Annotated in this window: 21 protein-coding genes; 16 read left to right on the top strand and 5 right to left on the bottom strand. The window is 50.2% G+C overall.

Annotation, left to right across the window (positions count from 1 at the left end; all coding sequences use genetic code 11):
• From ABFC84_13960 to ABFC84_13905, 12 genes are all read left to right on the top strand, one after another.
• The coding region (locus ABFC84_13960; protein ID MEN6413847.1) for a hypothetical protein at positions 1-713 on the top strand (713 nt) is incomplete at its 5' end.
• Positions 714-875: 162 nt separating this feature from the next.
• A complete protein-coding gene (gene cobI, locus ABFC84_13955) occupies positions 876-1,580 on the top strand; it encodes a precorrin-2 C(20)-methyltransferase (protein ID MEN6413846.1) in 705 nt (234 codons plus the stop codon).
• A 37-nt stretch (positions 1,581-1,617) separates the two neighbouring features.
• Positions 1,618-2,592 carry an ABC transporter substrate-binding protein gene (locus tag ABFC84_13950; GenBank protein MEN6413845.1) on the top strand — a complete coding sequence of 325 codons (975 nt, stop codon included), beginning with the start codon at positions 1,618-1,620 and terminating at the stop codon, positions 2,590-2,592.
• A gap of 46 nt (positions 2,593-2,638) precedes the next feature.
• Complete coding sequence (locus ABFC84_13945) at positions 2,639-3,589, top strand: iron ABC transporter permease (protein ID MEN6413844.1); 951 nt, start codon at positions 2,639-2,641, stop codon at positions 3,587-3,589.
• A gap of 2 nt (positions 3,590-3,591) precedes the next feature.
• The gene (locus ABFC84_13940) at positions 3,592-4,404 is read left to right on the top strand and encodes an ABC transporter ATP-binding protein (GenBank protein ID MEN6413843.1); all 813 of its coding nucleotides are present in this window, start codon (positions 3,592-3,594) and stop codon (positions 4,402-4,404) included.
• Between the two features lie 55 nt (positions 4,405-4,459).
• Entirely contained in the window at positions 4,460-5,104 is a 645-nt protein-coding gene (locus ABFC84_13935; GenBank protein MEN6413842.1) for a bifunctional precorrin-2 dehydrogenase/sirohydrochlorin ferrochelatase, read from the top strand.
• On the top strand, positions 5,073-6,389 hold the full coding sequence (gene hemA, locus ABFC84_13930) for a glutamyl-tRNA reductase (GenBank protein ID MEN6413841.1): 1,317 nt from the start codon (positions 5,073-5,075) through the stop codon (positions 6,387-6,389). Before ABFC84_13935 ends, hemA begins: the two co-directional genes overlap by 32 nt.
• The gene (gene hemC, locus ABFC84_13925) at positions 6,352-7,278 is read left to right on the top strand and encodes a hydroxymethylbilane synthase (protein ID MEN6413840.1); all 927 of its coding nucleotides are present in this window, start codon (positions 6,352-6,354) and stop codon (positions 7,276-7,278) included. Before hemA ends, hemC begins: the two co-directional genes overlap by 38 nt.
• An 87-nt stretch (positions 7,279-7,365) precedes the next feature.
• Positions 7,366-8,889 (top strand): uroporphyrinogen-III C-methyltransferase, encoded by a 1,524-nt coding sequence (cobA, locus tag ABFC84_13920; GenBank protein ID MEN6413839.1) that lies wholly within the window; start codon positions 7,366-7,368, stop codon positions 8,887-8,889.
• Positions 8,886-9,866, top strand: coding sequence for a porphobilinogen synthase (gene hemB, locus ABFC84_13915; protein ID MEN6413838.1), 981 nt, complete (start codon positions 8,886-8,888; stop codon positions 9,864-9,866). Before cobA ends, hemB begins: the two co-directional genes overlap by 4 nt.
• A 207-nt stretch (positions 9,867-10,073) precedes the next feature.
• Positions 10,074-11,387, top strand: a complete 1,314-nt coding sequence (gene hemL / locus ABFC84_13910) for a glutamate-1-semialdehyde 2,1-aminomutase (protein ID MEN6413837.1) — start codon at positions 10,074-10,076, stop codon at positions 11,385-11,387.
• A 111-nt stretch (positions 11,388-11,498) separates the two neighbouring features.
• The gene (locus ABFC84_13905) at positions 11,499-12,188 is read left to right on the top strand and encodes a hypothetical protein (GenBank protein MEN6413836.1); all 690 of its coding nucleotides are present in this window, start codon (positions 11,499-11,501) and stop codon (positions 12,186-12,188) included.
• Positions 12,189-12,193: 5 nt separating this feature from the next.
• On the opposite strand, the gene ABFC84_13900 is transcribed toward ABFC84_13905, so the two are convergent.
• Positions 12,194-12,436 carry a hypothetical protein gene (locus ABFC84_13900; GenBank protein MEN6413835.1) on the bottom strand — a complete coding sequence of 81 codons (243 nt, stop codon included), beginning with the start codon at positions 12,434-12,436 and terminating at the stop codon, positions 12,194-12,196.
• A gap of 691 nt (positions 12,437-13,127) precedes the next feature.
• On the opposite strand from ABFC84_13900, the gene ABFC84_13895 reads away from it, so the two are divergent.
• The 3 genes from ABFC84_13895 to ABFC84_13885 all read left to right on the top strand — a co-directional run bounded on the left by ABFC84_13895 (position 13,128) and on the right by ABFC84_13885 (position 16,619).
• A complete protein-coding gene (locus tag ABFC84_13895) occupies positions 13,128-14,291 on the top strand; it encodes a type III PLP-dependent enzyme (GenBank protein MEN6413834.1) in 1,164 nt (387 codons plus the stop codon).
• Between the two features lie 80 nt (positions 14,292-14,371).
• Positions 14,372-15,328, top strand: a complete 957-nt coding sequence (locus ABFC84_13890; protein ID MEN6413833.1) for a hypothetical protein — start codon at positions 14,372-14,374, stop codon at positions 15,326-15,328.
• Positions 15,329-15,473: 145 nt separating this feature from the next.
• A complete protein-coding gene (locus ABFC84_13885; protein MEN6413832.1) occupies positions 15,474-16,619 on the top strand; it encodes a sensor histidine kinase in 1,146 nt (381 codons plus the stop codon).
• 221 nt (positions 16,620-16,840) lie between these two features.
• Here ABFC84_13885 and htpG read toward each other — a convergent pair whose 3' ends face one another.
• From htpG to ABFC84_13865, 4 genes are all read right to left on the bottom strand, one after another.
• Positions 16,841-18,799: a molecular chaperone HtpG gene (gene htpG / locus ABFC84_13880; protein MEN6413831.1), complete on the bottom strand. Its 1,959-nt coding sequence runs from the start codon at positions 18,797-18,799 to the stop codon at positions 16,841-16,843.
• Between the two features lie 127 nt (positions 18,800-18,926).
• Complete coding sequence (locus ABFC84_13875) at positions 18,927-19,787, bottom strand: YitT family protein (protein MEN6413830.1); 861 nt, start codon at positions 19,785-19,787, stop codon at positions 18,927-18,929.
• Positions 19,788-19,987: 200 nt separating this feature from the next.
• Positions 19,988-20,179, bottom strand: a complete 192-nt coding sequence (locus tag ABFC84_13870) for a DUF1540 domain-containing protein (GenBank protein ID MEN6413829.1) — start codon at positions 20,177-20,179, stop codon at positions 19,988-19,990.
• 233 nt (positions 20,180-20,412) lie between these two features.
• On the bottom strand, positions 20,413-21,774 hold the full coding sequence (locus tag ABFC84_13865; protein ID MEN6413828.1) for a chloride channel protein: 1,362 nt from the start codon (positions 21,772-21,774) through the stop codon (positions 20,413-20,415).
• Between the two features lie 274 nt (positions 21,775-22,048).
• Between ABFC84_13865 and ABFC84_13860 the strand changes: the two genes are divergently transcribed.
• Positions 22,049-26,284, top strand: coding sequence for an acyl-CoA dehydratase activase-related protein (locus ABFC84_13860; protein ID MEN6413827.1), 4,236 nt, complete (start codon positions 22,049-22,051; stop codon positions 26,282-26,284).
• The last annotated feature ends 82 nt before the right edge of the window (positions 26,285-26,366 follow it).

The raw sequence follows: 26,366 nt of genomic DNA, 5'->3' as shown, positions 1-26,366 counted from the left end.
AACTGGCCGATTATAACACGGCTGCCTATCGTGATGGTAAAAAATCAGTCATTGGCCTGGATCAATTCGGGCTGACGTACACGCGGGACCATATGGTTTATAAAATCGGCCGTCAGGATGCGACGGTCGGAACTACCGCACTTTTATACAGCCGGTCGGACTCCAATGTTGGCAAGCATTATTTTGTGGATGGGATTTCCGCTGCCGGCAAGGTTGGTGCGATGGATATTTCAGCGCTGTTTGCCCAGGAGGATAACGCGGGTTCCGATAACAATAGAATATACGCCATTCGGACCGGCTACAGCCCCAGAGATGATTTTAATTTTGGCCTTACCCTGGGTCGGTATCATTATGACGGCGGCGAAAATACCAATCACTGGGCTGTTGATGGAACCCGCAGTTTCGGCAAGCATAGTCTGACGGCCGAATATGCAAAATCAAACAGTTCAAATGAAAATAAAGCCTATGCAGTCACCTGGAACTATAATTGTGATGTGAAAACGGCTTTGTATATTACCGGATTCCGGGTAGAGACCAACGGGGATATGGGGCAGCAAAGCGATTTTGACAATGATAACCGGGGTGTCTATTATGGGGTGACCCATCAATTCAGTGATGCCGATGGAGTGGAGCTGACGTATAAGCAGCAAAAGACGATTAGCGGCGGACAGGATAACACAAAGTTTGAAGCAACTTTCACCCATTCTTTTTAGCCGGTAAGAAATTGTCGCTTGCATATTCTCTACTGCTTGTGCTAAGCTAAAATTGTTGTTGCAATAGATTGTTAATAGGAGTCAACCCTAACCTTTTTTGAAGTGTTAGGGTTGATTTTGTACAGTTTATTTCCTAGAAAATTACATTACTGGAGGTTGCTTATGAGAGGAATATTTTACGGTGTCGGCGTTGGTCCCGGCGATCCGGAGCTGCTTACTTTAAAAGCGGTTCAGGTGATTCAGGCGGCAGATGTGATTATCGCTCCGAAGACGGAAAAGAAGGAAGACAGCGTGGCGCTGACAATTGCCAGGCCTTTTCTTAAAGCGGAAGCTGATATTGTTAAACTGGTGTTTCCGATGGTCTCCCATGCGGATACGCTGGAGGAAGCCTGGGAAAATAATCGACAGATTATCGCCGGTTTGCTGGACGAAGGGAAAAAAGTTGTTTTTTTAACCCTGGGAGATCCCATGTTTTACAGCACTTATATTTATGTATACCGGCTGATTGCCGGGGCCGGCTATTCGGTGGAAACGGTTCCGGGGGTTCCCGCTTTTTGCGCTATTGGCAGCAAATTGGGCTACCCAATCGTGGAAGGGGACAATATTCTGAGCATTATTCCGGCGACAATGGCGGAAGAAAAGCTGGACAAGATTCTGGCGGTGGCGGATCATGCAGTTTTAATGAAAGTGTATAAGAATTTTCCGCAGGTTCTTACCAAGCTGAAAGAACACGGGTTTTTAGAACAAGGTGTTATGATCAGCCGTTGCGGTCTGCAGGATGAAGAAGTTCATTGGTTAAAGGACCTCGATAGTGAAACTCGTCCCAACTATCTTTCGACAATTCTTACCCGCCGGAAACAGGAGTGATTTGTTTTACGGCGACCGCGGAAGGGAAGGAAAAGTTTTGAATAAACGTTTTTTTTTGCTGGCAGTCACCTTGCTGCTGGCTGTATTTTTAACCGCTGGCTGTTTTCCCGGACAATCTTCCACTTCTCCCAGGAAAGCAGACGCTCCGGCTTATCTCGTAGTGCAGGACAGTACGGGCAGGACGATTACGATACCGAAAAAGCCGGAACGGATTGTTGTGCTGTCACCGTCTTTTCTGGAATTGCTGTATGCGGTTGGCGGGAATGCCGCCGGTCGGCCCAGTTCCAAAACCGATGCTATTCCCCAGGCGGCTTTGCCGATACCGGAAGTCGGTTATGTGTATAATATTAACTTGGAAAAGGTGACGGCTTTGCAGCCGGACTTGGTGATCGCCATGCAGGGAATGCATGAAGATCTTGTTGCTCCGTTGGGGAATAGCCATATTCCAGTGATCACACTGAAATACAAGACAATTGACGATAGCTTTGCCGCTATTGATTTATTCGGTAAAATTGTTGGCGCGCCGGACCGGGCGGAACAAGTTGCGGAGCAGGTCCGGCTGCAGATGCAGGCTGTAGTGGAAAAAGTACCGGCGGGGCCTCCTGTGAAAGTGGCAATTTTACATGCCACGGCCAAAAGCGTAACTGTAGAAATGGATTCCACAATTGCCGGCAGTATTGCCAAAGCACTTGGATTTACGAATATCGCCGCCGGCAGTGATTCTCTTCATACCGGTGGCAATATGGTTCCTTACAGCTTAGAAACATTGGTGGCGGCGGATCCGGACGCTTTATTTGTGGTGACAATGGGCAGCCAGGCGGAAATTGAAAAAAGGATGCAGGCCGATGTGGCAAGCAATCCGGCCTGGGCCAGCCTGCGGGCGGTTCAGCGGCAGAAAGTATATTTTCTGCCTGCCGATTTGTTTTTGTTAAATCCGGGACTGCAAATGCCGGCAGCCTTTCAATATATGGCTAAGCTTATTTATCCTGAGGTATATGGCAGTGACAGGTAAATGTTCTTCTATCCGGCGTACGGATCGGACCGGCCGGCGGCTCTGCATGCTTGGCGTCCTGCTGCTGGCAGCAGTTGGCGGGATTCTTCTAAGCCTGACCCAGGGTTCGGTGCATATTTCCTTTGGGGAAATAGTGCACACGCTGCTGTGGCCGGAGGAGTTTCCCAACCAGATTATCTGGAATATTCGGCTGCCCCGGACGCTGGTGGCGGCATTTGTCGGTCTCAACCTGGCCTTGTCCGGCGCGATCCTGCAGTCGATCATGAAGAGTCCTTTGGCCGATCCTCATATTATCGGCATTTCCTCCGGCGCAGGCTTAAGCGGCATTCTGGTGCTGATTGTGCTGCCACAGTGGCAGTATTTGCTGACACCGGTGGCTTTTTTAGGGGCGATGGCGGCGGCGATGGCAATTTATCTTTTGGCCTGGAAAGGCGGGATTCGGCCAGTACGCATTATTTTGGCAGGAGTCGCCGTATCGGCTTTTCTCGGTGCGGGAATTGCCGCATTGCTGGTTTTTTACAGTGATAAGGTTCATGGAGCCTTACTGTGGATGGTAGGCGGTTTGTCGGCCCGGAGCTGGCCCCATTTTTATGCGATACTGCCCTATACTCTGCTCGGTGCTGTTCTTGCCCTCTTCAGCTCCCGCAGCCTGAACATCCTGGAACTGGGAGATGAAGTGGCAGCCGGACTGGGGCTGGCGGTGGAACGCACCCGTCTGGCAATGACGGCTTTGGCTGCTTTGCTGGCGGCAAGCGCCGTCAGTGTTGCCGGACTGCTGGGGTTTGTCGGTTTGGTGGTGCCTCATGCGGCTCGGCTGCTGATCGGCTCGGATTACCGCTATGTGATCCCGGCATCTGCCTTGCTGGGAGTTGCCGTGATTACCCTGAGCGATACTTTTGCCAGGACTCTCTTTGCTCCGGTGGAGCTTCCCGTAGGGATTATCATGGCTTTTGCCGGAGCGCCGTTCTTTCTGTATTTGCTGCGAAAGGAAATATAATTATGCTGGAAGCACAACACATTTTCCTTGATTTCGGTGATCAACCCCTCTTTCAGGATTTATCCCTGGTAGTCGAAGCGGGGATGATCGTATCGATTATCGGGCCCAACGGTTCGGGCAAAAGTACGCTGCTAAAGGCGCTGTCCCGCAAGATTAAACCGCAGCAGGGAATCGTTCTGCTGGACGGCCGACAGCTCCATTCCTACAGCGCCGTGGAGTTAGCCTGTAAAATGGCGGTTCTGCCCCAGTCTCCCCAGGCACCCGGGGATATCACCGTTTACGATCTGATTCAATACGGCCGGTTCCCCCATCAGCGATGGTGGCGGAATACCCGGGAAGAAGACGGAAAGGCTATTGAATGGGCACTGACAAAGACCGGCTTGACCCGGCTGGCGGGGCGGCTGGTGGGGACGCTTTCCGGCGGGGAACGGCAGCGGGTCTGGCTGGCTATGGCCTTGGCGCAAAAACCCCGGTTGCTACTGCTGGATGAGCCGACGACTTATCTTGATATTTCTCATCAATTGGAAATTCTGACTTTAATTTCTCAGCTAAATAAACAAGAAAAGATTACAGTGGTCATGGTACTTCATGATATTAATCAGGCGGCCCGCTACTCTGACTGCATTGCCGTGTTGCAGCACGGCGGTCTGTATGCAGTGGGAACGCCCGCTGAGGTGATTACCCCCCGGACACTGGAAAGTGTGTTCCGGGTAAAGGCTGATATCTGGCCGGACGAGGACAACCGGCCGGTTTGCATAGCCAGGGGTCTGGCTGTACCGGGGGAGGAACTGTCTGGCAGCGGCAAAAAGTGCTAGCAGGGGGAAATACCTTTTTTGCGTGAAATGTGCTAAGATAAGAGAGGGTGAGCATATGCCTTTTTATCCGGTCAATTTGCAAATTGCCGGGAGACCCTGCGCTGTTCTTGGCGGCGGGGCGGTTGCCCGGCGCAAAGCGGAGTCGCTGCTTGCTGCCGGGGCTGAGGTGACGGTGTTTAGTCCAAAGCTGACGCCACGTCTTGCCGAACTGGCCGGGAATCGGCAGCTGTTGCATGTGGACAGGCCCTATCGGCAGGGAGATTTACAGGGCTTTTTTATTGTAATCTGTGCCACCGATAATCCGGAAGTCAACCAATCGGCGGCAGAAGAGGCCCGTTGCCGGGGCGCGTTAGTAAACGTAGTCGATTCGCCCGAATTAGGTGATTTTAATGTTCCGGCTCAGGTAGTGCAGGGGGATTTACTGTTAACGGTATCCACCGGCGGTAAGAGTCCGGCATTGGCCAGGCGATTGCGGCAGGAATTATCGGAGCGGTATGGAATGGAATATGGTATATATTTGACTTTAATCGCTAAAGTACGCCAGGAAATGAAACAGCGGCTGGCAACAGCAAAACAGCGGGAGTATTTTTGGCGGGAAACCATAGATGAAAATGTATTGGACCTGCTCCGGCAGGGCCGAATTGAAGAGGCGGAGGCAGGGATCAGGCATGCAATTGGTTGTATTGGGACTGAATCATAAGACCGCGCCGGTTGAGGTGCGGGAGTGTTTTTCTTTTTCCGAGGAACAGGTCAAAACGGCCCTGAAGCATCTGCATGAATATGAGGAACTTAGTGAATGTGTCCTTTTGTCTACCTGCAATCGTACTGAAATGTACGCTGTGGTGGATGATGCGGACGACGCTGAACCGGTCATGGTTCAGTTTTTGGGTCGCATGGCCGACAATCCTCTGGATGCCCGGGCGTTTTTATTTTTTTATACCGGGGAAGAATGTATCCATCATTTATTTCGGGTGTCTTCCAGTCTGGATTCCCTGGTTATCGGCGAAGGACAGATTTTGAGCCAGGTAAAGAAGGCTTATTCTATTGCCCGGGATGTGGGTACGACGAGTACGGTGCTGAACACTTTGTTCAACCGGGCCATTGCCGTGGGGAAAAAGGTTCGTACGGTGACAAGAATAGCTCACAGCGCCGTCTCGGTGAGCTATGCGGCAGTGGAGATGGCCAAGAAAGCATTTGGCGATTTATCCCGATCCACAGTGCTGATTGTAGGAGCCGGACAGATGAGTGAGCTGACGGCCCGGCATTTGGTAGCCAACGGGGTGAAAACGGTATTCGTATCCAACCGGAATTATAACCGGGCGGCAGAGCTGGCGGAGCGGTTCCGGGGAGTTGTTATTCCCTTTGAAGAATTTATGCAGTCTGCCAGCAAGGTGGATATTGTCATAACATCCACCGGTGCGCCTCATTATATTATCCGTTCCTGGGATGTGGCTCATTTGATGCCCAAGCGGCAGGGACGGCCGATTATTTTTATTGATATTGCAGTGCCCCGGGATGTGGAACCGGAAGTGGCGGCGATTAACGGCGTCAGTTTATATAATATTGACGATTTGGAAGCAGTTGTGGAGTCGAATATCAGGCTGAGGGAACAGGAAGCGAAAGCGGCGGAAATAATTATTGACGACGAACAGACTGAGCTGGTGGCGAAATTCCGCTATCTTTCCTATCAGCCGACCTTGGCGAAGCTGCGGGACAAAGCCGAGCGAATGCGGCGGCGGGAAATGAAACGGGCCTTGGCGAAACTACCGGATATTCCGCCGGAAGAACGAAAAATTATGGAGAATATGTCCAGGATGATTGTGCGAAAATTGCTGCGGGATCCGATGGTGCGGCTGAATGAAGCTGCCGGCACCGACAAGGAGCAGTTTTATTTAGATGCGATCTGTGGCTTGTTTAAACTTGATTCCATAGAGGAGAGCAGCGAGAGTGAAGAAAAAGCTTGTTATCGGTACGCGCGGCAGTAAACTGGCTTTATGGCAGGCGAATTTTGTCGCCGACAAAATTCGGCAGCAGTATGCGGGCATCGAGGTCAGCCTGAAACGGGTGGTGACCACCGGCGATAAAATTCTTGATGTGCCCTTGGCTAAAATTGGCGGTAAGGGATTGTTTACAAAAGAATTGGAAAATGAAATGCTGGCCGGGGAGATTGATTTGGCGGTCCATAGTTTGAAGGATATGCCTACCGAATTGCCGGCAGGCTTAGTTCTGGCAGCTATCACCAAACGGGCTGACGCCGGCGACGCCTTAATCAGCCCCCGCTATCGGACGGTAGACGCTTTACCTCAGGGGGCAAAAGTGGGTACATCCAGTTTGCGGCGGCGGGCTCAGCTTTTAAAATACCGACCGGATCTGCAGATTGTCGATTTGCGGGGAAATCTGGATACCCGGCTGAAAAAGCTGGAAACCAATGACCTGGACGCCATTTTGCTGGCGGCAGCCGGGCTCAAGCGATTAAATTGGGAACGGCAAATTACCCAGGTTTTGCCCCGGGAAATTTGTCTGCCGGCGGTGGGACAAGGCGCGCTGGCAATTGAAACCAGGGAAAGCGACCAGGATGTGTTGGCTGTTTTGGAGTTTTTAAATGATGCGGAGACTCGGTTCGCGGCAGCGGCGGAGCGGGCTTATCTCAAGAAGGTGGAAGGTGGCTGCCAGATTCCGGTGGGTGTCTATGGGATGGTGTCCGGGCGGCAATTGACTTTGGAAGCGGTTATTTTAACAGTAGACGGCACCCGTCAGGTACGGGACAAGGTTAGCGGCAGTTGCAATAAGGCGGCTGAATTAGGCACGGCGCTGGCGGAAAAAATGCTGGCGGCCGGCGGCCGGGAGATATTGGCTGAGCTTACAGTCAGCTGATTTTCTAGTATATTAGACCCAGAGGTTGCTTCGCTGTCGCTCGCAATGACAGCTTTATGATAACTGCATTTGTAGGAGGAAGAAAGTATGCCAGGTATGGTTTATCTTGTGGGGGCGGGCCCCGGTGATTACAAACTGATCAGCGTCAAAGGGCTGGAGTACATAAAAAATGCCGATACACTTGTTTATGACCGGCTGGCGGATGACCGGCTGCTGGCGTATGTCCGGCCGGATGCGGAACTGATTTATGTGGGCAAGGCGTCCAGCCACCATACAATGCGCCAGGAAGAAATTAATCAGCTGCTGGTGGATAAAGCCCGGGAAGGGAAAAAGGTGGTTCGTCTGAAAGGCGGCGATCCTTTTGTTTTTGGCCGGGGCGGCGAGGAAGCGCTGAAATTGGTGGAGAACGGGATTCCGTTTGAAGTGGTTCCCGGCATTACGTCTGCTGTTTCCGTACCGGCTTATGCCGGCATTCCGGTGACTCACCGGGGGATAGCCACTTCTTTTGCCGTGGTTACCGGCCATGAAGATCCTACGAAACGTGAATCGACGATAAAGTGGGATAAACTGGCTACCGGTGTAGATACGCTGGTGTTTTTGATGGGCGTGGAAAATCTGCCCTACATTACCGCTAAACTGATGGAAAACGGTCGTTCGGCGGAGACACCGGCTGCCGTCATTCGCTGGGGAACGAAGCCGGAGCAGCGGGTACTGACGACGACGGTTGGCAAAGCGGCCCAGGATGTTGAGGAACATGGCTTTAAGCCGCCGGCTATTTTCCTGGTGGGCAATGTGGTGCGGCTGAGAGAGCGGCTGGCCTGGTTTGACCGCAAGCCCTTGTTTGGCAAGACCGTATTGGTTACCAGGGCCAGAGAGCAGGCCAGTATGCTGACCTGCCGGCTGGAAGAACTGGGAGCCGCCTGTCTGGAAACTCCGGCCATTCAAATCGTACCACCGGAAAGCTATGAGTTTCTTGATCGGAGCATTGCTGCGTTACCTGTCTATGACTGGCTGATTTTTACCAGTGTGAATGGGGTGGAGCATTTTTTCCGGCGGTTGTGGGAATCGGGCCGTGATTCCCGGGCGCTGGCTAAGGCCAAAGTGGCAGCTATTGGGGTGCAAACAGCGGCAAAATTGAAAACGTACGGCATCCTGGCCGATGTGGTACCAGCCCAGTTTCGTGCCGAGGGGATCGCGGCAGCTCTGCAGGGCCGCATTCGACCGGGAATGAAGGTTCTGATCCCCAGAGCGCTGGCGGCTCGGGATGTGCTGCCGGAAAAGCTGCGGGAGATGGAAGCCGTTGTGGACGTGGTCCCCGCCTACCGGACGGTGGCCGGGGAAGCCGACGGTGCTATGGCAGCGGAAAAATTAAAGAATGGTGAAGTGGATGTCATTACCTTCACCAGTTCGTCTACTGTTACCAATTTTCTAGCTTTACTGGGGCCGGGCGGAGCAGAACTTATTGGCAAAACCAAGGTGGCCTGCATCGGACCGATTACCGCGGGAACTTGTTTGAAACATGGAATTACACCGGCTGTGATTGCCGATGAATATACCATTGCCGGCTTAGTGGCAGCCATTCAGCAACTGTATGAGGAGGAGTCAAAATGACAACACCGTTTATTCGCCCCCGGCGCCTGCGGGTATCGGCGGGAATTCGCCAGCTGGTACGGGAAAATGGAGTCCACGTCGGCGATTTTGTATTTCCGCTCTTTATCGTGCCGGGTAAGGGCGTTAAAAAGGAAATTCCATCCATGCCGGGGATCTATCATCTTTCCTCAGATATGGCGGTTCAGGCTGCCGAAGAAGTTTTTTCTTTAGGAATTCCGGCAGTTATGGTTTTCGGCTTGCCGGAGTATAAAGACGAACAAGGCTCCAGCGCCTGGGATCCTAAGAGTCCGGTGCAGCAGGCGATCCGCCAGATTAAGGCGGCAGTACCGGAATTAGTAGTAATGAGTGATGTTTGTCTGTGCGAATACACCAGCCATGGACATTGCGGCATGTTAAACGGGGAAAAGGTTGACAACGACTCTACCTTGCCGTTGCTGGCGCAGACAGCGCTTAGCCATGCTCAGGCCGGAGCCGATATGGTCGCCCCTTCGGACATGATGGACGGACGGGTGCTGGCGATTCGGGAAAAACTGGATGATAACGGGTTTAGTGATGTGTCAATCATGTCTTATGCGGTAAAATATGCTTCGGCTTACTACGGGCCTTTTCGGGATGCGGCCGATTCGGCGCCCCAATTTGGCGATCGCCGCTCCTACCAGATGGACCCGGCCAATGTCCGGGAAGCCATTCGGGAAGCAGAGTTAGATGTCGCTGAAGGTGCTGATATTATCATGGTCAAGCCGGCTATGGCCTATCTGGATGTTGTAAGACAGGTTCGGGATAATTTCGCTGTGCCCCTTGCAACTTACAACGTAAGCGGCGAATACGCGATGGTTAAGGCAGCTGCCGCCAAGGGCTGGATTGACGAGAAGCGGATTGTGTTGGAAACCCTAGTGGGCATGAAACGGGCCGGCGCAGATATTATTATTACCTATCACGCCCTCGATGCTGCCCGTTGGCTTAAAGAAAAAGTGTAAGAGGTTAAAGGCAGTAAGGGGCTGCCTGGTAGACATTGCCCAACGCTCCGCCACGATGTTTGACTTCCGCTTATGAGCAATGACCGCAGGCTTCTACTAGTAGTTCTTTAGCCCAGTACTCGTTACCAAGTGCTATGCGCCATGCGCTATGAGCTATGAGCCAATAGCTAACAGCCAACAGCCCTTACTTACAAAGGAGGCCAGAAGATGGCATTGAATCTGACAAAATCAACGGCAGCTTTTGCCGCAGCAAAACAAGTCATTCCCGGCGGGGTGAACAGTCCGGTGCGTTCCTTCCGCGGTGTGGGCGGTACGCCGCCTTTTATTGCCGGGGCCTCCGGCAGTCACATTTTTGACATTGACGGCAATGAATATATTGATTATGTAGGTTCCTGGGGACCGATGATTTTAGGCCACGCCCATCCGGCAGTTACCGAGGCATTGCGGCAGTCGCTGGCCCGGGGTACCAGCTACGGGGCGCCTACGCTGCTGGAGACGGAGCTGGCCGAATGGGTGACTAAAGCTGTTCCTTCCATCGAAATGGTACGGATGGTGAATTCCGGGACAGAAGCGACTATGAGCGTACTGCGGCTGGCCCGGGCGTATACGAAACGGGATAAAATTGTGAAATTCGCTGGCTGCTACCATGGTCATCACGACAGCCTGCTGGTGAAAGCCGGCTCGGGAGCGACGACTTTGGGCGTTCCCGACAGCCCCGGCGTGCCGGAAAGCGTTGCTAAGGGCACCATCACGGTGGCGTATAACAATGCGGCGGAATTGGCGCAAGTGTTTAGCCGCATGGGCGAGGAGATTGCCGCCGTTATTATTGAACCGGTCCCCGGCAATATGGGGATGGTGCTGCCCAAAGAAGGATATCTGGCCAAAGTGCGGGATATTACCAGCCAATACGGAGCACTGCTGATTTTTGACGAAGTCATGTCTGGATTCCGTGTTGCTTACGGCGGCGCCCAATCCATCTATGGCATTAAACCGGACTTAACTTGTTTAGGCAAGGTCATCGGCGGCGGCCTGCCGGTAGGCGCTTACGGCGGACGCCGGGATATTATGGAGCATATTGCTCCGGCCGGTCCGGTGTATCAGGCCGGAACCTTAAGCGGCAATCCTCTGGCTATGACTGCCGGGCTTACGACTCTGAAAATTGTTGCCGCTGATCCTGATTTTTACCGGAAGATTGGTGCTAAGACGGCGGCTTTACAGCAGGGCATCCGGGCCCAGGCGGAGAAATTCGGTTTTGCTTTGCAGTATCATCATCTGGGTTCGATGATGGGAATGTTCTTTAGCGATCAGCCGGTGGATGACTACGAGAGCGCCAAACGTTCCGACATAACCGGATTCAATGCCTATTTTCATGCTATGCTGGACCAGGGGATTTATCTGGCTCCTTCCCAGTTTGAGACCGGATTCATGTCAGCGGCTCATAGTGAGGAAGATATTGCGGCTACTATCGCCGCCAGCGCCAAAGCTTTTGCCAAAGTTGCCGAGACCTGCAGCCGGAAATAATAGTTGTAGCAATAGTGAGCCCTCGCAATATTTTTGCGGGGGCTCAAGGTTTCCTGGTACTGCAGGAAAATGTCCGGTTGTGAGGAAATCATGAATACGGGGGGATGTACAATGGATATGCCTGTAGTATTGCCGGCATCATTTACGGATAATATTCAGGGCTGGAGTTCCGGCACTAAGCTGCCGGATTTGTCAAATGCAATTGCGATTCTGCGGGAAACTTGGGATTTGCAGACCTTTAGCAATCTTCAGGCCGGTAAAGTGTCTGTGCCGGATGATGTGATCAATCAATCATTGGATATGGCGCTGGAGGACGGTGAGCAGGTTCAGAAGCTGACCATCGAATCCCAGGAAGACCACAAACTGAAAGTAACGGCTTTGACGAAAAAGGCTGGCCGGGTGGTGATGGTTTGTCAGGTGGAACAAATGGAGCACGATAAAGACCACTCGGTCATCAAATTAAAGGCACTGGATAAAAAATTGCCGGATAAGCCGCTCTTGTCCTGGATTTTTTCCCGGGTCAGTCTGGCCATGGTGACCAAGGTTGTCGGTCATATTGATCCCGGTCAGGGACTTGACATGAACATTCGCGGCAATGAAGTAACGGTTGATTTTCATCAGGCGCTGTATCAGTCCCGGTTTGGCAGTCTGGAGATATTCGGCTGCCGGCCGCTGGACTATCTGACCATTTACGGAGCGACGCCTTACAAAGGATATGTAGAGTTTCAGACGAATCTGGAACTGCCGGATCAGATCGGCAGTATGTTCCAAAACGCCCTGCAGACAATGGAAGGTTCCTAAGGCTTCTACTTGACGAAGCCTTTATAAATCGTGTCGATAGGGTCGGTATAGATTTTTCCCTTCAGGCCGACGACAAACTGGCAGTCGGTACTTTTGCAAATTACTTCGCCGCTGCAATATTTTGTCAGTATTTCCTGCCGGGCGGTGCTGCCGTCCTCTTGTAATGAATAAGCCGATATTTGCTGAGCCACTTGTTTGCCGATGACCGGACAGATCGTAATCCGGTTGGCGGTAATTGTTTCGCGCAACAGAGATCCCTTCCTTTCGCTTTTACTGGAACTTATCTTACAGTATAGCAAAGAAGGAAGATGCTGAAATTAAGATTATATTAAAATTTGGTTAACATAGAAAAGGGATATGAGGCGACCTCATATCCCTTTCATCACAAATAACAAGAGCCCGTAATGATCTACGCTACAGCCAATACCGATCCTTACATACCTATACGCAATCTTTCGACTACCCACAAGCATTACACAACCGGTACCGACCTTTGCTCGACTGCCAAAGATACCTGCCGAACCTACTGCAATCTCCCGACAACAATAGACCCATCTTTGTACCGGCTCCCGGGAAGCCTCTCCGGAACCCTTGACAGTCTTAGCTCGACCGCCATACATCCCTTTTGACCACACGACAACAGTTGGGCTGCCGTACAGCCTTACAAGACACATGACGATCTGCCCGCCGACTGATGCCAAACCCTTTGACCTGACACCAATCTTTGGCCGACTAATGCCGAACCGTACATTCGATCCGGCACCAATCTTGGCTCGACCATTACGAACCCTACACTAGATATTATCTCGATTATTGTCTGGATTATACACAGAAAATAAATTTTTAAATATTACTGTTTTTTATTGCGATTTTTTGCAGGTGTGGTAAAATCATATCGTGACTTTTTAAGAAAACATAAAGAAAGATGGGAGAGCGATAATGGACAAATTTTTCAGATTATCAAAAATTGCGGTGGAAGAATTAGCTAAGAATTACGGTACGCCATTATTAGTGCTGTCGGTGGAGCAGATTGCGCAAAATTATAATTTTCTGGCGTCGCATTTGCCGGGAGTGAAAATTCATTATGCGGTCAAGTCCAATCCGGACGAACGGATTATTCGGACCTTGGCTGAGCTTGGCTCTCATTTTGATGTTGCTTCAGACGGCGAGATGCTGGCTCTGACGGCAATGGGCATTGCGCCTGAGCGCATGGTTTACGCTAATCCGGTGAAAACTCCTGTTGGGTTGGCAGTAGCGAAGCGTACCGGTGTATATAAATTTACCTTTGACAGTGAAAGCGAAATCCATAAAATGGCCAGGGCGATACCGGGAAGCACCGTATTGCTGCGGATTCGGGTGGACAATCCCAAGGCATTGGTGGATTTGAATAAGAAATTCGGCGCTCATGCCGATGATGCGCTGCGGCTTTTGAAAATTGCCCGGGATCAGGGCCTGGATGTGGCGGGGCTTTGTTTCCACGTTGGCAGCCAAACTACCAGTGCTCAGGCTTATGTAGACGCACTCCAAATTTGTCATGGCCTGTTTGAGGCAGCAAAACAGGCAGGTTTTGATTTTCGAATTCTGGATATTGGCGGCGGGTTTCCCATTCCCGCCTGGAACGCCAACGTGGATGTAGCGTCGATGGCTGGGACGATCAGTGCTGAGTTAAACCGGTTATTTCCCGGTATCGAAATATGGGCCGAGCCAGGCCGCTTCATCTGCGGCACAGCAGTCAACCTGATTACCCGGGTCATTGGTACCCAGCAGCGGAACAACCAGCAGTGGTATTTCCTGGATGATGGTTTATACGGAACTTTTTCCGGGATCATCTTTGACCATTGGGACTTCGAACTGGAGACTTTTAAAACCGGCATAAAAATTCCGGCCACCTTTGCCGGCCCCAGCTGTGATTCCCTGGATATTCTATTCAAGGATAAATTGACGGTTCCGTTGGAAATGGATGATTTGATTCTGGTTCCCAATTGCGGTTCCTATACCTCAGCTTCGGCAACGGTGTTTAACGGCTTCGCCAAAACCGCCATTATCGTTTGGGAAGAGGTACAGGTTGAACTAGCGAAAAAGCAGCTGGCTACCGCCGGTTGATAGCAGGGATAGAACAACCCCATACAAGGCTTTTTAAGCTTTGTATGGGGTTGTTCACCTGTTGAGAGGAAGACAAAATAATGGAGTTATTGACTACGGCGTTTTGGGCTACTTTTGATATTATGAAGAACGTCTGTTTTTCCCTGTTTATCGGGTTGTTCCTGGCTAATCTTGCGGACTGCTGCGACGGGGGGATAAACGGACGTCGTCTTATACCCTGGATAACCAAAATCACCGGATTACCGGCGGTTTGTGCCTTGTCGGTTGTGTTGGCGATCGGGGATCGTACGGCAGGTATGGCAGTGGTAGCCCAGTCCCGAATCCGGGCCGGACTTACCGTCCAGGAAGTGATTGCCGCCAATATGGTAGCTAAGGCGCCCTCTGTTTTGCAGTATTTCATTTTCTCCTTTATTCCGATTATGTTGTCAATGTATCCCTGGAATATTGCCGTGCATTTTTTGACTATTTATTTTATGGCTTTTTTAACTACATCTCTGGTAGGCATTCTTTATGCCAGGCTGGTTAGCACCATACAAAGAGAAGACGACGTTAACCCGGAGCAAGAGAAGGTTGTAAAGATAGATTGGGTACGGGCAGTAAAAGATGCCTTGATAAAGACGGGGCAGCCGCTGGTTGTTATGTCTGCCTGGATGGCAGGAATGTCTTTTGTAGTTATGCTGTTTATTAAGACAGGTTATTTGAATCAGTTGGCAGAACAGATCCCATTGCTGGCCAGGCTTGGATTGGACGGTACTATACTCTCGCTGGTCGGGGCGGGTATGGTGAGTATGATCGGCGGGGTAGCCGCCGTAGGGGCAGCTTTTTACGATGGAGTAGTGCCCGCAGACATTGTGGTCCCTTTGCTGTTGAGTATATCCCTGATGCATAATGTGTATGATTTCTTTATCGGTTCTTTGCCGCGCCATTTTGCTATTTTCGGTCGTCAGCTAGGACTGAAGGTGGCAACGGCAGGTTTTGTGGTTACCCAGGGCATGACACTGCTGGTTATCGTATTGACAAGCAAAGGCTGGCTCTAAAGAGTCAACCGGGGTATTCCTTTTCTTGTCGGCAATCCGGAGGTTCAGGGCAATCCGGTTGCATTTCCTGATCTAAACGGAAGGAATAGCGGACTGGTGAGGCGAATTGAAAAATAGTGATAAGAATTTGTGATAGGGTGAAAGCATGAGAAATGTAGATATGAAGAAATTGGATGTAAAAGCTCTCGATAAAATTGTTAAAAATACGATAAAAGCCATTGAAAAAGGGAAAGATCAGATTTTTGACATTTATGAAGCAGCCCGTAACGAGATGGAGAATGTCAAAAAGGATGTGGAGCGAGCTAAGCAAGAAACGGCGGATATAATTTTCAAGGTTGACGAGTTGGTGAAAAAGGAGCGGCGGGCCCGGCTGCGGTTGGTGGAGGTCAGCCGCAACTTTCGGATATACAAGGAAGAGGATATTCGCAAAGCCTATGAGGAAGCAAACAATCTGCAGGTGGATCTGGCGGTGACCCGGGAACATGAGCAGAACCTGCGACATCAGCGGGACGATTTGGAAATCCGGCTGAAATCATTAAAAGATACGGTCGAAAAAGCGGAGAATATGGTGTCCCAGGTCGGCGTGGCCATGGAATATTTGGGGAACCAGATGGGGAACGTGGTGACCCATATTGAATCGCTGCAGCAGAGTCAGATTTTTGGCGCTAAAATTATTCAGGCCCAGGAGGAAGAACGGCGGCGAGTGGCCCGAGAGATTCATGACGGTCCGGCCCAGTCTATGGCGAATGTGGTTTTCCGGGCTGAAGTTTGCGAGCGGCTGGTTGATATTGATCTAGTGCGAGCCAAGACGGAACTGAGTGATCTGCGGGAACAGGTCCGATCCTGCTTGAAAGAGACCCGCAAGATTATTTTCGACCTTCGGCCGATGACTCTTGATGATCTGGGGCTGGCGCCGACGGTAAAGCGATTTTTGGATACACTGAAGGAACGAAGCGGCCTTGCGGTCGAGTTTCGGATTATCGGCGAAGAGAAGCGGTTGGAATCTTATTTGGAAATCGGACTGTTCCGGATTATTCAGGAAGCATTAAACAATGTGGATAAACACGCTGCTGCCAAAAATGTCTGGCTCGTAATTGAATTTCGTTCCAGCTTTATTTCGGCTGTGGTGGAAGATGACGGATGCGGGTTTGACAATGCTGAGCACATCGGCAATGAAAATTTTGGCTTGATCGGTATGAGAGAACGGATGAGCAGTCTGAACGGTGAATTGGCGATTAAATCCGAAAAAGGCAAGGGTACAAAAGTACGGATCAAGGTGCCGCTGAAATAAAAAGGCTCTAAACCAAGTGTATGGTTTAGAACCTTTTTATTTCTGGCGATGGGTTCATCGATCTTTCATCGCGAGGCGTCAGCCGTGGCGATCTCAACGCTGGAGAGGCAATATCGGAGCCGGGGGGAGATTGCTTCGCTGCGGCTCGCAATGACACCTTTAAAGATATGGGCTATGGGCTCACCGTCAACCGCCAACAGCTAACAGCCAATCATCGCCCCTTACGACTTGTGCGCCATTAAGTCGGCGACTTTGTTGGCGAAGCCGCTGGGATCGTCGGGAAGGAGACCTTCAATTAATAGCGCCTGGACATAGAGCAGTTCACAATAATCATGGAATGAGGCGGAATCGGGAGAAGTTTCATGCAACTGTTTTAAAGCAGCGAAAACGTCGTGATGGGGATTCAGTTCCAAAATACGGCTTGCTTTGAAGGCCTTGTTGTCCATATCCGCCAGGATTTGCTCCATGGACAGGCTGATGCCGTTGTCGCCGCTCACAAGGCAGACAGCGCTGGATTTTAACCGGTGGCTGATTTTAACATCGGTTACTTTTTCTTTGAGCTGTTCTTTGATAGCCTGGAGGAGAGAATCGTTTTCCTTGTCCAGTGCCTCGGCTTCTTTTTTAGCCTCCGGCGAATCAATATCATCCAGGTTTAATTCACCGCGGCTGACGGAATGAAATTTTTTCTCGTTATATTCCATGAGGGCGTCGATAACGAATTCGTCTACGCGGTCGAACAAATAGAGAACTTCAATGTCCTTTTCCCGTAAAAGCTCCATTTGCGGCAGCCGTTCCACCGAAGCACGGTCTTTGCCGGTAGCGTAATAGATGACTTTTTGATTTTCCTTCATTCGCTTGACATAGTCGTCAAGGGTGGTCAGCCCATCGTTGGAATGAGAGGAGGCGAAGAGCAGTAAATCCTTCAGCTTATCCCGGCTGGCAAAGTCGGTATATACACCGATTTTAAGGGCTCGGCCAAATTCCTGCCAGAATTTTTCATAGTTGGGCCGGTCGTTGGCCAGTAAATTCCCCAGGGTTTTCAGTACGCTTTTTTCCAGGTTCTTGCCGATGAGTTTCAATTGCCGGCTATGCTGCAGAAGCTCCCGGGATATGTTGAGGGAGAAATCGGGAGAATCTACTAAGCCCTGGACGAAGCGCAGATATTCGGGGAGAAGGTCCTGGCATTTGTCCATGATAAAGACATGCTTCGAGTAGAGCTGAATGCCAGAGGAGAATTTCGGATCATAAAAATCAAAGGGCGCATGGGAGGGGATAAACAGCAAAGCCGTATATTCCACCGTGCCTTCGGCCTTGGAGTGGATGATCTCCAGCGGATCTTCCCAGTCATGGAACAGGTTTTTGTAGAAAAGATGGTACTCTTCTTTTTTGATTTCCTGCTTGTTTCGCGTCCATAGGGGAAGCATTGAGTTTAAGGTGCGGAGTTCAACCGTTTGGGTTGCCGGCGCGTCTTCGAGTGTTTTGCCGTCAGCATCTTTCGGTTTTTCTTCTTGGATAAAGTTCATCTTGATAGGGTAACGAATGTAATCGGAGTATTTTTTGACAGTATTTTCGATAGTCTGGCGATTGAGAAAATTCTCTTCCGGGTGGTCGGAAGTACGGAATTCTTCACTGAGGGTAATGATAATGGAAGTGCCGCGCTTTGCCTTATCCACCTCTTCCATGGTATAGGTTCCATCGCCGGTGGATTCCCACTTGATTCCTTTGGCCTGGCCGGGTGCCCGGGTAAGAAGAGTGACTTTTTCGGCCACCATAAAGGCCGAATAAAAACCTACGCCAAACTGGCCGATCAGGTTGGTATCCGGGGTGGATTCTTTCTCTTTCAGTTTTTCCAGAAAAGCTTTCGTGCCTGATTTTGCAATGGTGCCGATATTTTCAATGACTTCGGGTTCGGTCATGCCGATGCCGTTGTCGGAAATGGTCAGGGTGTGAGTAGCTTCGTCGGGAACAATAAAGATTTCGAAGTCGGAATCTCCTTCCAGCAACTCCTGATTGGTCAGGGATTCAAAGCGGATTTTGTCGATGGCGTCGGAGGCGTTGGAAATGAGCTCCCGCAAAAAAATTTCCCGGTTAGTGTAAATGGAATGAATCATTAAATCCAGCAGTTGTTTAGTTTCTGCTTGGAATTCCAGAGTTTTCTTACCGGCTGCTTCTTGGGTCATAGATAAATCTTCCTTTCTGTAACATAAGTTTAGTCAGGGATTCTTTTTTTGTTAGCACTCAATGCCACTGAGTGCTAACCACTAGTATAATAATAGCGCCATCTTTTGCTAAAATCAATACTCTGGGTTAATGAATCGCCTTTTTCTTAACCAGGCCGCCGACAACATCATGAACATCGTGAATGGTTACAAAGGCATTTTCATCTTTTTCATCAACAATGGCCTTCAGCTTGGCGATTTCCAACCGGGTGATCACCGAATACAGGACTTTTTTTCTTTCACCGCTATAGGCGCCTTCTCCGTAAAGAATAGTGACGCCCCGGCCAAGTCGGGCCATAAGGGCATCGGCGATTTCATCCGGGCACTCTGTTACAATCATAATTCCCTTGGATTCGTCCAAGCCTTCGACGGTGATATCGATGAGCTTGAAGGCGACAAAGTAAGCAACTAAGGAATACATGGCCTTGTCCCAGGAAAACACCAGCCCGGCGCTGCCCAGAATAAACAAATTAAAAAACATGACAAATTCCCCAATGGAAAAGCCGCTTTTTTTGTCAAGAATGATGGCTACAATTTCGGTTCCATCCAGGGAACCGCCATAGCGGATAATCATCCCTACACCGATACCTACGGCAATGCCGCCAAAAACTGCGGCTAAAAACAAGTCATGGGTAAGTTCCGGGATAGGATGAAATACGGATACCCAATAGGAGAGAGATAGTACCGAAAATATAGTGGATATAGTAAATGACTTTCCAATATGCAGATAGCCTAAATAGAGAAAAGGAATATTGAGCAGAATCAGAAACAGGCTAAGGGGTAATCCACTTAAATAACTGGCCATGATGGAAATCCCCACCACTCCGCCATCGATGATCTGATTGGGAACCAGGAAAAACTCCAAACCGGCAGCATCAAGAATAGAGCCGAGAAAGAGAAATAAGAAGTTTTTGATTGAGCGTTTCAGCGCATTTCTTTTTTTTGTCACTCTGTCACCACCTTGATAGTTTTGAATAGTAATTAATTCGTCATCGCCGTTAGTATTTCCTTTTAGCGAAGCTTAAGAGAACTTAGTTACACAGAGAAGGAAGCTCCTATCAATAATATAGAGAAAATCTGCCCATAGCGTCGCTATAAAAACAGCCTGCAACCGGCGAAACTGAACTGCCGGTTGCAGGCTGTTTACGCTTATTTATTTTTCGATGTAAAAGTGTGGCAGTTCGTTTGATCACTCGTGTAAGCGCTATTTCCGTCGCCGTCAGTACTAACCTCAATCGCCGAGGCGTCGCAGCGTTCGCCTTGCTGCCAGAATTTACAGCTGGATACTTTACACTTAACATTTTGTAATGCCATGATTTCACCCCCTTCGATTTCGGACATAGTTTGTCCTGCTTTCGCCTTTTTATTCCACTTTTCAAAGCACCTGACGTAAAATAAGGACGACAGCTGCGGCTAAGGACAGAGACAGACACAAAAATAAAATGCTCTGTCATTGCGAGACGGTACGGCGAAACAATCTCAGGAGCACGGGCCTTTCATGCTTGCTAACGACAGTAAAGGCGGGAGGGGATTTTACGCAAAAAACACAGCCTCGTTTTCGCAAGTTAAAGGGGTCAGCGGTTATCTTTTGGGGGGGAAGGATGTTTGATAAGATGGAGGCGATAAAATAATATTTTCCAAAAGCTTCCGTGAGGGTGGATCACAACATCATGGATAGCCTGAATCGGCTTGCCCGTGGCGATCTCCAGGGAGGCGCTTTTTCTGGTTGCCAGCACCTGGGTGGGGAAGATGCTGTTGTGGCCGATGGCCAGATAGCTGACGGCACAGGCAACGGCGGCATAGGGGGCTATTGCCGGGCCGAACAGTTCCATGGCAATCACCGTGGAAGCGATAGGGGTATTGGTGGCGGCGGCAAGGAGGGCAACCATGCCGATGGCCGCAAAGAAGGCCAAATGGTTTCCACCCAGAATTTGGGCGAAGAGATTTCCCGCTGCCGAGCCGATAAACAGAGTGGGCAGGATGATGCCGCCGCTGCCGCCGGCGGCAAAAGTAATGGAAGTGGCTATGATTTTGGCGAGAAAAGCATAGGGAGCCAGAATCAGCCCCTGGAGCGACTGTTGTATAGTATTCATGCTTAAGCCGAGATAGTCCGGTGAAACAAACCAGCCTAATAAGATTAGCAGCAGTCCGCCGGATATAGGCTGCAGCAGACTGCTTTTTCTGTCGGCAAACCGGTTTTTAACAAATTCCAGGGACTCGATGAAAAATAGCGCAGTCAGGCCGCAGAGTATGCCCAGCAGAATACATTGCAGTACATTCCAGCCGGAAAGAGCGGCGGCGGTTTCTATTTTTTGATAAAAGTAGGGGATGCCGCAAAGGTTGGCGATTTGATAAGCTGTAAGGCCGGCAATAAAAGCCGGAAAGAGGACCTCGTATAACAGCCTGCCTAAAAATAGTACTTCAGCGCCAAACAGGGCACCGCCGACGGGAGTGCCTAGGACGGCGGCGAATCCGGCACTGATGCCGCAGACAACCAGTTTCTTTTTATCTATGGTATCAATTTTCAGATTATTGGCGATTGAAGAGGCAAGCCCGGCACCGATTTGGCCGCACGGCCCGATTTTACCAGCCGATCCGCCGGCTGTTATGGTCAGTATGGATGCAATCAGCTTCACCGGAACGACCCGGAGCGGGACCTGGCCGTTTTTTTCCTGGACTGCGGCGATCAGTCGGTCAGTTCCATAGCCGGCGGCTTCGGGAGCTAATTTATCAATGAGCAGTTTGCTTGCCACAAGGGCAGCGGGAGCCAGAAGGAATGGGTAGGGTAGGGCTTGGAGCATAGTGATTGCATTATTTAGCAGGGTTAGAAAAAGCACGGTGCATCCGCCGACGATAGCGCCAAGGATTGAGGCATACAGCGTCCATTTTGTTATACTGATCAGCAAGGTTGTTTGTTCCAGCCATTTTTTCGTCATGCTCAACTCACTTTTCTAAAAGACAACTCCTATTATTTTTCAATCAGGCAGGAAAGAATTCCTGTCTGATTTGGTATATTCATTCGGATATTTTTCTACACATATACCAGGGGGTCGAGATGCAAAGAATTTGCGAGGATTCTTAATTGTATAATGAATTTTTGCTTGAATCAAAAATAGACCAAGTTTATAATAGAATTAAACAATGTTTAAATCTGCGTTTTCAAAGAACTGCTGCGTTACTATATTATTACATGAGGAGAGGAGTATAAAAATGAATAGAGTGCTGCGTGTTGGTATTGATGTTGGTTCAACCACCATCAAAATGGTGATTCTTGATGAACAGAACAGCATTGTGTTTCAGCAGTACTTAAGACACTTCTCTGATATAACGGCGACGCTGCATGGAATGGTTGCCAAAGCACAGTCTCTTCTGAAGCAAAAGATGCTGTCTGTGATGTTTACCGGTTCGGCAGGCATTGGCATATCCAAATGTCTGGAACTTCCCTTCGTCCAGGAGGTCATTGCCTGTACCAATGCGGTGAGGCAAATGATCCCCAGTACCGATACGGTAATTGAGCTGGGAGGGGAGGATGCCAAGATTACCTATTTCGGCGGTACGGTGGAGCAGCGGATGAACGGCGTGTGCGCCGGCGGCACCGGAGCCTTTATTGACCATATGGCTGCGTTGCTCAATACCGATCCGTCGGGATTGAATGAACTGGCCAAAGGGTATAGTATCCTGTATCCCATCGCGTCCCGCTGCGGCGTATTTGCCAAGACCGATGTTCAGGCGCTGATGAACGAGGGCGTTCCGAAAGAAGATATTGCCGCCTCTATTTTACAGGCGGTTGTCAACCAAACGATCAGCAGTCTGGCCCAGGGGCGGCCGATCAGCGGCAAGGTGGCCTTTTTAGGCGGTCCGTTATCCTTTTTATCGGAACTGCGCAAACGGTTTATTGAAACATTGCATTTAACCCCGGAGCAGGTCATCAGCCCGGCAAGCGCTCCCTATTTTGTGGCTATCGGCGCGGCCCTGACATCCAAGGAGGAGCCTTTTTCCTCGGACTGTCTCTATGCCCGGGCGCCGAAGATGTACAGCATGCGGGAAAACAGCCAGGAAAATTTGGAACCACTGTTTAACAGTGAGACGGAATATGAGGAGTTCAAGGTTCGTCATGCCAGGGATGCTGTACCTAGACGTAATCTTGCCGAATATGAGGGCAGGACTTATTTGGGAATTGATGCCGGGTCGACGACAACGAAGCTGGCCCTGGTGAGCGAGGACGGTAGTCTGCTCCATTCTTACTATGGCAGCAACCGGGGGAAACCTTTGGATACGGTCATCGGGGCTTTGAAAGAATTGTACCGGGTTCTGCCTGCCGGCGTGTCTATTGCCAATTCCGCTGTTACCGGCTATGGGGAGCAGTTTATTAAAGCGGCGCTGCAGGTGGACATCGGCGAGGTGGAGACAGTGGCTCATTTTAAGGCTGCCAACGCTTTTTTGCCGGGGGTTACGTTTGTTCTTGATATTGGCGGTCAGGATATGAAAAGCTTCTTTGTGCGCAACGGTGTGATTGATTCGATTATGCTCAATGAAGCTTGCTCCTCCGGCTGCGGTTCGTTTTTGGAAAACTTTGCTCAGGCTATGAACATGGACGTTCAGGAGTTTTCCCTTCACGGTCTGAAATCAAAACGGCCGGTTGATTTAGGAACCCGCTGCACGGTATTTATGAATTCCAAGGTGAAGCAGGTACAGAAAGAAGGGGCTGAACTCGGTGATATTTCGGCCGGAATTTCCATATCCATTGTAAAAAATGCGTTGTTTAAAGTGATTCGGCTGAAAAATACGGAAGATTTAGGCGATAAAATCGTGGTGCAGGGCGGCACCTTTTACAACGATGCCGTACTGCGCGCTTTGGAGAAAATTATTGGCCGGGATGTTGTCCGTCCTGATATCGCCGGGATTATGGGGGCTTACGGGGCGGCTCTGATTGCCCGGGAACGGGCGAAGGACGGACAGGTGTCGACTTTGCTGCCCGGTGAAGCGCTAAATGAGTTTACTGCCGCTACGGCAATTCATCGCTGCCAGTTTTGCGGCAATCATTGCCTGATTACCACCCAGCGCTTTTCCAACGGTCGGGAATACCATGCCGGCAACCGCTGCGAGCGGGGAGTGGGCCGGGAAAAGGCCGGTGGCGATACTCCCAATCTGTATGCGTATAAATACCGGCGGCTGTTTCAGTATAAGCCGTTAGCGGCTTCTCTGGCGAAGCGGGGAACGATCGGCATACCCAGAGTGCTGAATATGTATGAGGATTATCCCTTCTGGTTTACTTTTTTTACCGAACTGGGGTATCAGGTGGTTTTGTCGGGACGGTCTTCCCATAAGTTGTATGAAATGGGTATGGAGACCATACCCTCTGATTCTTTATGCTATCCTGCTAAGCTGGCCCACGGGCATATGGCCGATTTAGTCCATAAGGGAGTTAAAAAAATATTTTATCCCTGCGTTCCCTATAATCAGATGGAAGACGCGACGGCTGATAATCATTATAATTGTCCGATTGTGACTTCTTATCCGGAAAATATTCAGGCCAATATGGATATTCTGCGGCAGGAAAAAGTCACGCTTTTCCATCCGTTTCTGCCCCTTGATGCGCCGAAACGTCTCGTCAAAAGGCTGGTTCAGGAACTGGCGCCGGAGAAGATAGGCAAAGGCGAGATCAGCCGGGCTGTGAGCAAGGCGTATGCGGAGCTGGAGCATTACAAGGCGGATGTCCGGCAAAAGGCGGAGGAGATACTTGCCTATATCGTCGGGACGAAGGGGAAGGGAATTATTCTGGCTGGCCGTCCTTATCATTTGGATCCGGAAATCAATCATGGTCTGCCCGAACTGATTCAGTCCTACGGGCTGGCAGTTTTGTCGGAAGACGGTATTCGACACTTGGGAGTAACGGAAAGGCCGCTGCGGGTAGTGGATCAGTGGACGTATCATTCCCGTCTGTATGCCGCTGCCAATTTTGTTGCCGGGCAGCCTGCTGTTGAGTTGATCCAGTTGAATTCTTTCGGCTGCGGCCTGGATGCCGTTACGATGGATCAGGTTAAGGAAATTCTCGAAGCTCATCATAAACTCTGCACGGTCGTAAAATTAGATGAAATTAATAATCTGGGCGCGGCGAGAATCCGTATCCGGTCACTGATTGCCGCGCTGAACGAAAGAAGTAAGAGTTCCCTGCCGGTGCCGGCAGAAGGCGGTTATCACTATCACAAAGTGGTATTTACGCCGGAAATGAAGCAGCGGCACACGATTTTAGCACCCCAGATGTCTCCCATTCATTTTCAGTTTTTGGCGGCGGGATTTAGAAAAGCGGGTTACAATTTAGTGGTTGCGCCGATGCCGGACAGGGAGGCAATTAACGAAGGCTTGAAGTATGTTCACAACGATGCCTGCTATCCGACTATCATCGTGGTAGGGCAGCTGTTAAGGGCGTTAAAATCCGGTGAGTTTGATCTGAATAATACTTCGGTCATTATGTCCCAGACCGGCGGCGGCTGCCGGGCTACCAATTATATCGGCATCCTCCGGAAAGCGCTGCAGGATGCGGGGATGCCTCAGATACCGGTGATTTCCCTGGGCGGAGAGCCTTCCCCCGGCTTTTCTCTGTCAGCTTCCCTGCTGGTTTCTCTGATCATGGGAATTATTTACGGCGATTTACTGATGCGGGTATTGTACCGGGTACGTCCTTATGAAACTCAGGCCGGTTCTGCCAACCGATTGTACGAGTATTGGGCGGAGAAATGCCGGCAAGCTATCCTGTCCGGGAAAAAACGGGAGTTTAAGAGCAACATTGACGGGATTGTTCGGGATTTTGACAATCTGGAAATTCACGAGCAGCTGCGAAAACCGCGAGTCGGCGTAGTGGGGGAAATTTTGGTTAAATATCATCCGCTGGCAAATAATCATATTGTTGAATTGCTGGAGAATGAAGGAGCGGAAGCAGTTGTTCTGGATATGATGGATTTCTTTCTCTACTGTGCTCATGACCGCAAAGTAAAATATAAATTGCTGTCAGGAACTTTTAGTAAAATGGTGAAAGCCGAATTGTTTATTCACATTTTTGAATATTACCGGAAAGAGATGAAAAAAGCTCTTTCGGCCAGCCGTCGCTTTGCCCCTCCCCTGACAATCGATCAAATTGCCGCCTTGGCATCGCCTCATTTATCCTTGGCCAATCTTACCGGCGAAGGTTGGCTGCTGACCGGGGAAATGGTAGAGCTCATCCACAGCGGTGTCAACAATATTGTTTGCCTGCAGCCTTTCGCCTGCCTGCCGAATCATATTACCGGTAAAGGGATGATTCGGGAGCTGCGTCATCGCTACCCGGCGACAAATATCGTTCCCATTGATTATGATCCGGGAACCAGCGAAGTCAATCAGCTGAACCGCATCAAATTGATGCTGGCAGTGGCCAGAGAAAAAGGGCAGCCCAGCCGGGAGGCTCTATAGTCATAGTTGTTTTTCATAGCTGAAGTTTGCGTTGATTCCGGCAAGAAATACGGCTGTTTCTTTCAGGCGCTGCCGCCAATCC

The organism is Veillonellales bacterium (assembly GCA_039680175.1).
Classification (GTDB): Bacteria; Bacillota; Negativicutes; order JAAYSF01; family JAAYSF01; genus JBDKTO01.
This window is presented reverse-complemented; position numbering and strand designations above follow the sequence as displayed.

What these genes read in the sequence shown, in the direction of transcription:
- ABFC84_13890 (MEN6413833.1), top strand. Translation starts at nt 14,372, where the DNA reads ATGGAGTTATTGACTACGGCGTTTTGGGCTACTTTTGATATTATGAAG.
- ABFC84_13870 (MEN6413829.1), bottom strand. Translation starts at nt 20,179, where the DNA reads ATGTCCGAAATCGAAGGGGGTGAAATCATGGCATTACAAAATGTTAAG.
- ABFC84_13865 (MEN6413828.1), bottom strand. Translation starts at nt 21,774, where the DNA reads ATGACGAAAAAATGGCTGGAACAAACAACCTTGCTGATCAGTATAACA.
- ABFC84_13860 (MEN6413827.1), top strand. Translation starts at nt 22,049, where the DNA reads ATGAATAGAGTGCTGCGTGTTGGTATTGATGTTGGTTCAACCACCATC.
- ABFC84_13905 (MEN6413836.1), top strand. Translation starts at nt 11,499, where the DNA reads ATGGATATGCCTGTAGTATTGCCGGCATCATTTACGGATAATATTCAG.
- htpG (MEN6413831.1), bottom strand. Translation starts at nt 18,799, where the DNA reads ATGACCCAAGAAGCAGCCGGTAAGAAAACTCTGGAATTCCAAGCAGAA.
- ABFC84_13945 (MEN6413844.1), top strand. Translation starts at nt 2,639, where the DNA reads ATGCTTGGCGTCCTGCTGCTGGCAGCAGTTGGCGGGATTCTTCTAAGC.
- cobI (MEN6413846.1), top strand. Translation starts at nt 876, where the DNA reads ATGAGAGGAATATTTTACGGTGTCGGCGTTGGTCCCGGCGATCCGGAG.
- ABFC84_13940 (MEN6413843.1), top strand. Translation starts at nt 3,592, where the DNA reads ATGCTGGAAGCACAACACATTTTCCTTGATTTCGGTGATCAACCCCTC.
- ABFC84_13885 (MEN6413832.1), top strand. Translation starts at nt 15,474, where the DNA reads ATGAGAAATGTAGATATGAAGAAATTGGATGTAAAAGCTCTCGATAAA.
- hemL (MEN6413837.1), top strand. Translation starts at nt 10,074, where the DNA reads ATGGCATTGAATCTGACAAAATCAACGGCAGCTTTTGCCGCAGCAAAA.
- ABFC84_13935 (MEN6413842.1), top strand. Translation starts at nt 4,460, where the DNA reads ATGCCTTTTTATCCGGTCAATTTGCAAATTGCCGGGAGACCCTGCGCT.
- hemB (MEN6413838.1), top strand. Translation starts at nt 8,886, where the DNA reads ATGACAACACCGTTTATTCGCCCCCGGCGCCTGCGGGTATCGGCGGGA.
- ABFC84_13895 (MEN6413834.1), top strand. Translation starts at nt 13,128, where the DNA reads ATGGACAAATTTTTCAGATTATCAAAAATTGCGGTGGAAGAATTAGCT.
- hemA (MEN6413841.1), top strand. Translation starts at nt 5,073, where the DNA reads ATGCAATTGGTTGTATTGGGACTGAATCATAAGACCGCGCCGGTTGAG.
- cobA (MEN6413839.1), top strand. Translation starts at nt 7,366, where the DNA reads ATGCCAGGTATGGTTTATCTTGTGGGGGCGGGCCCCGGTGATTACAAA.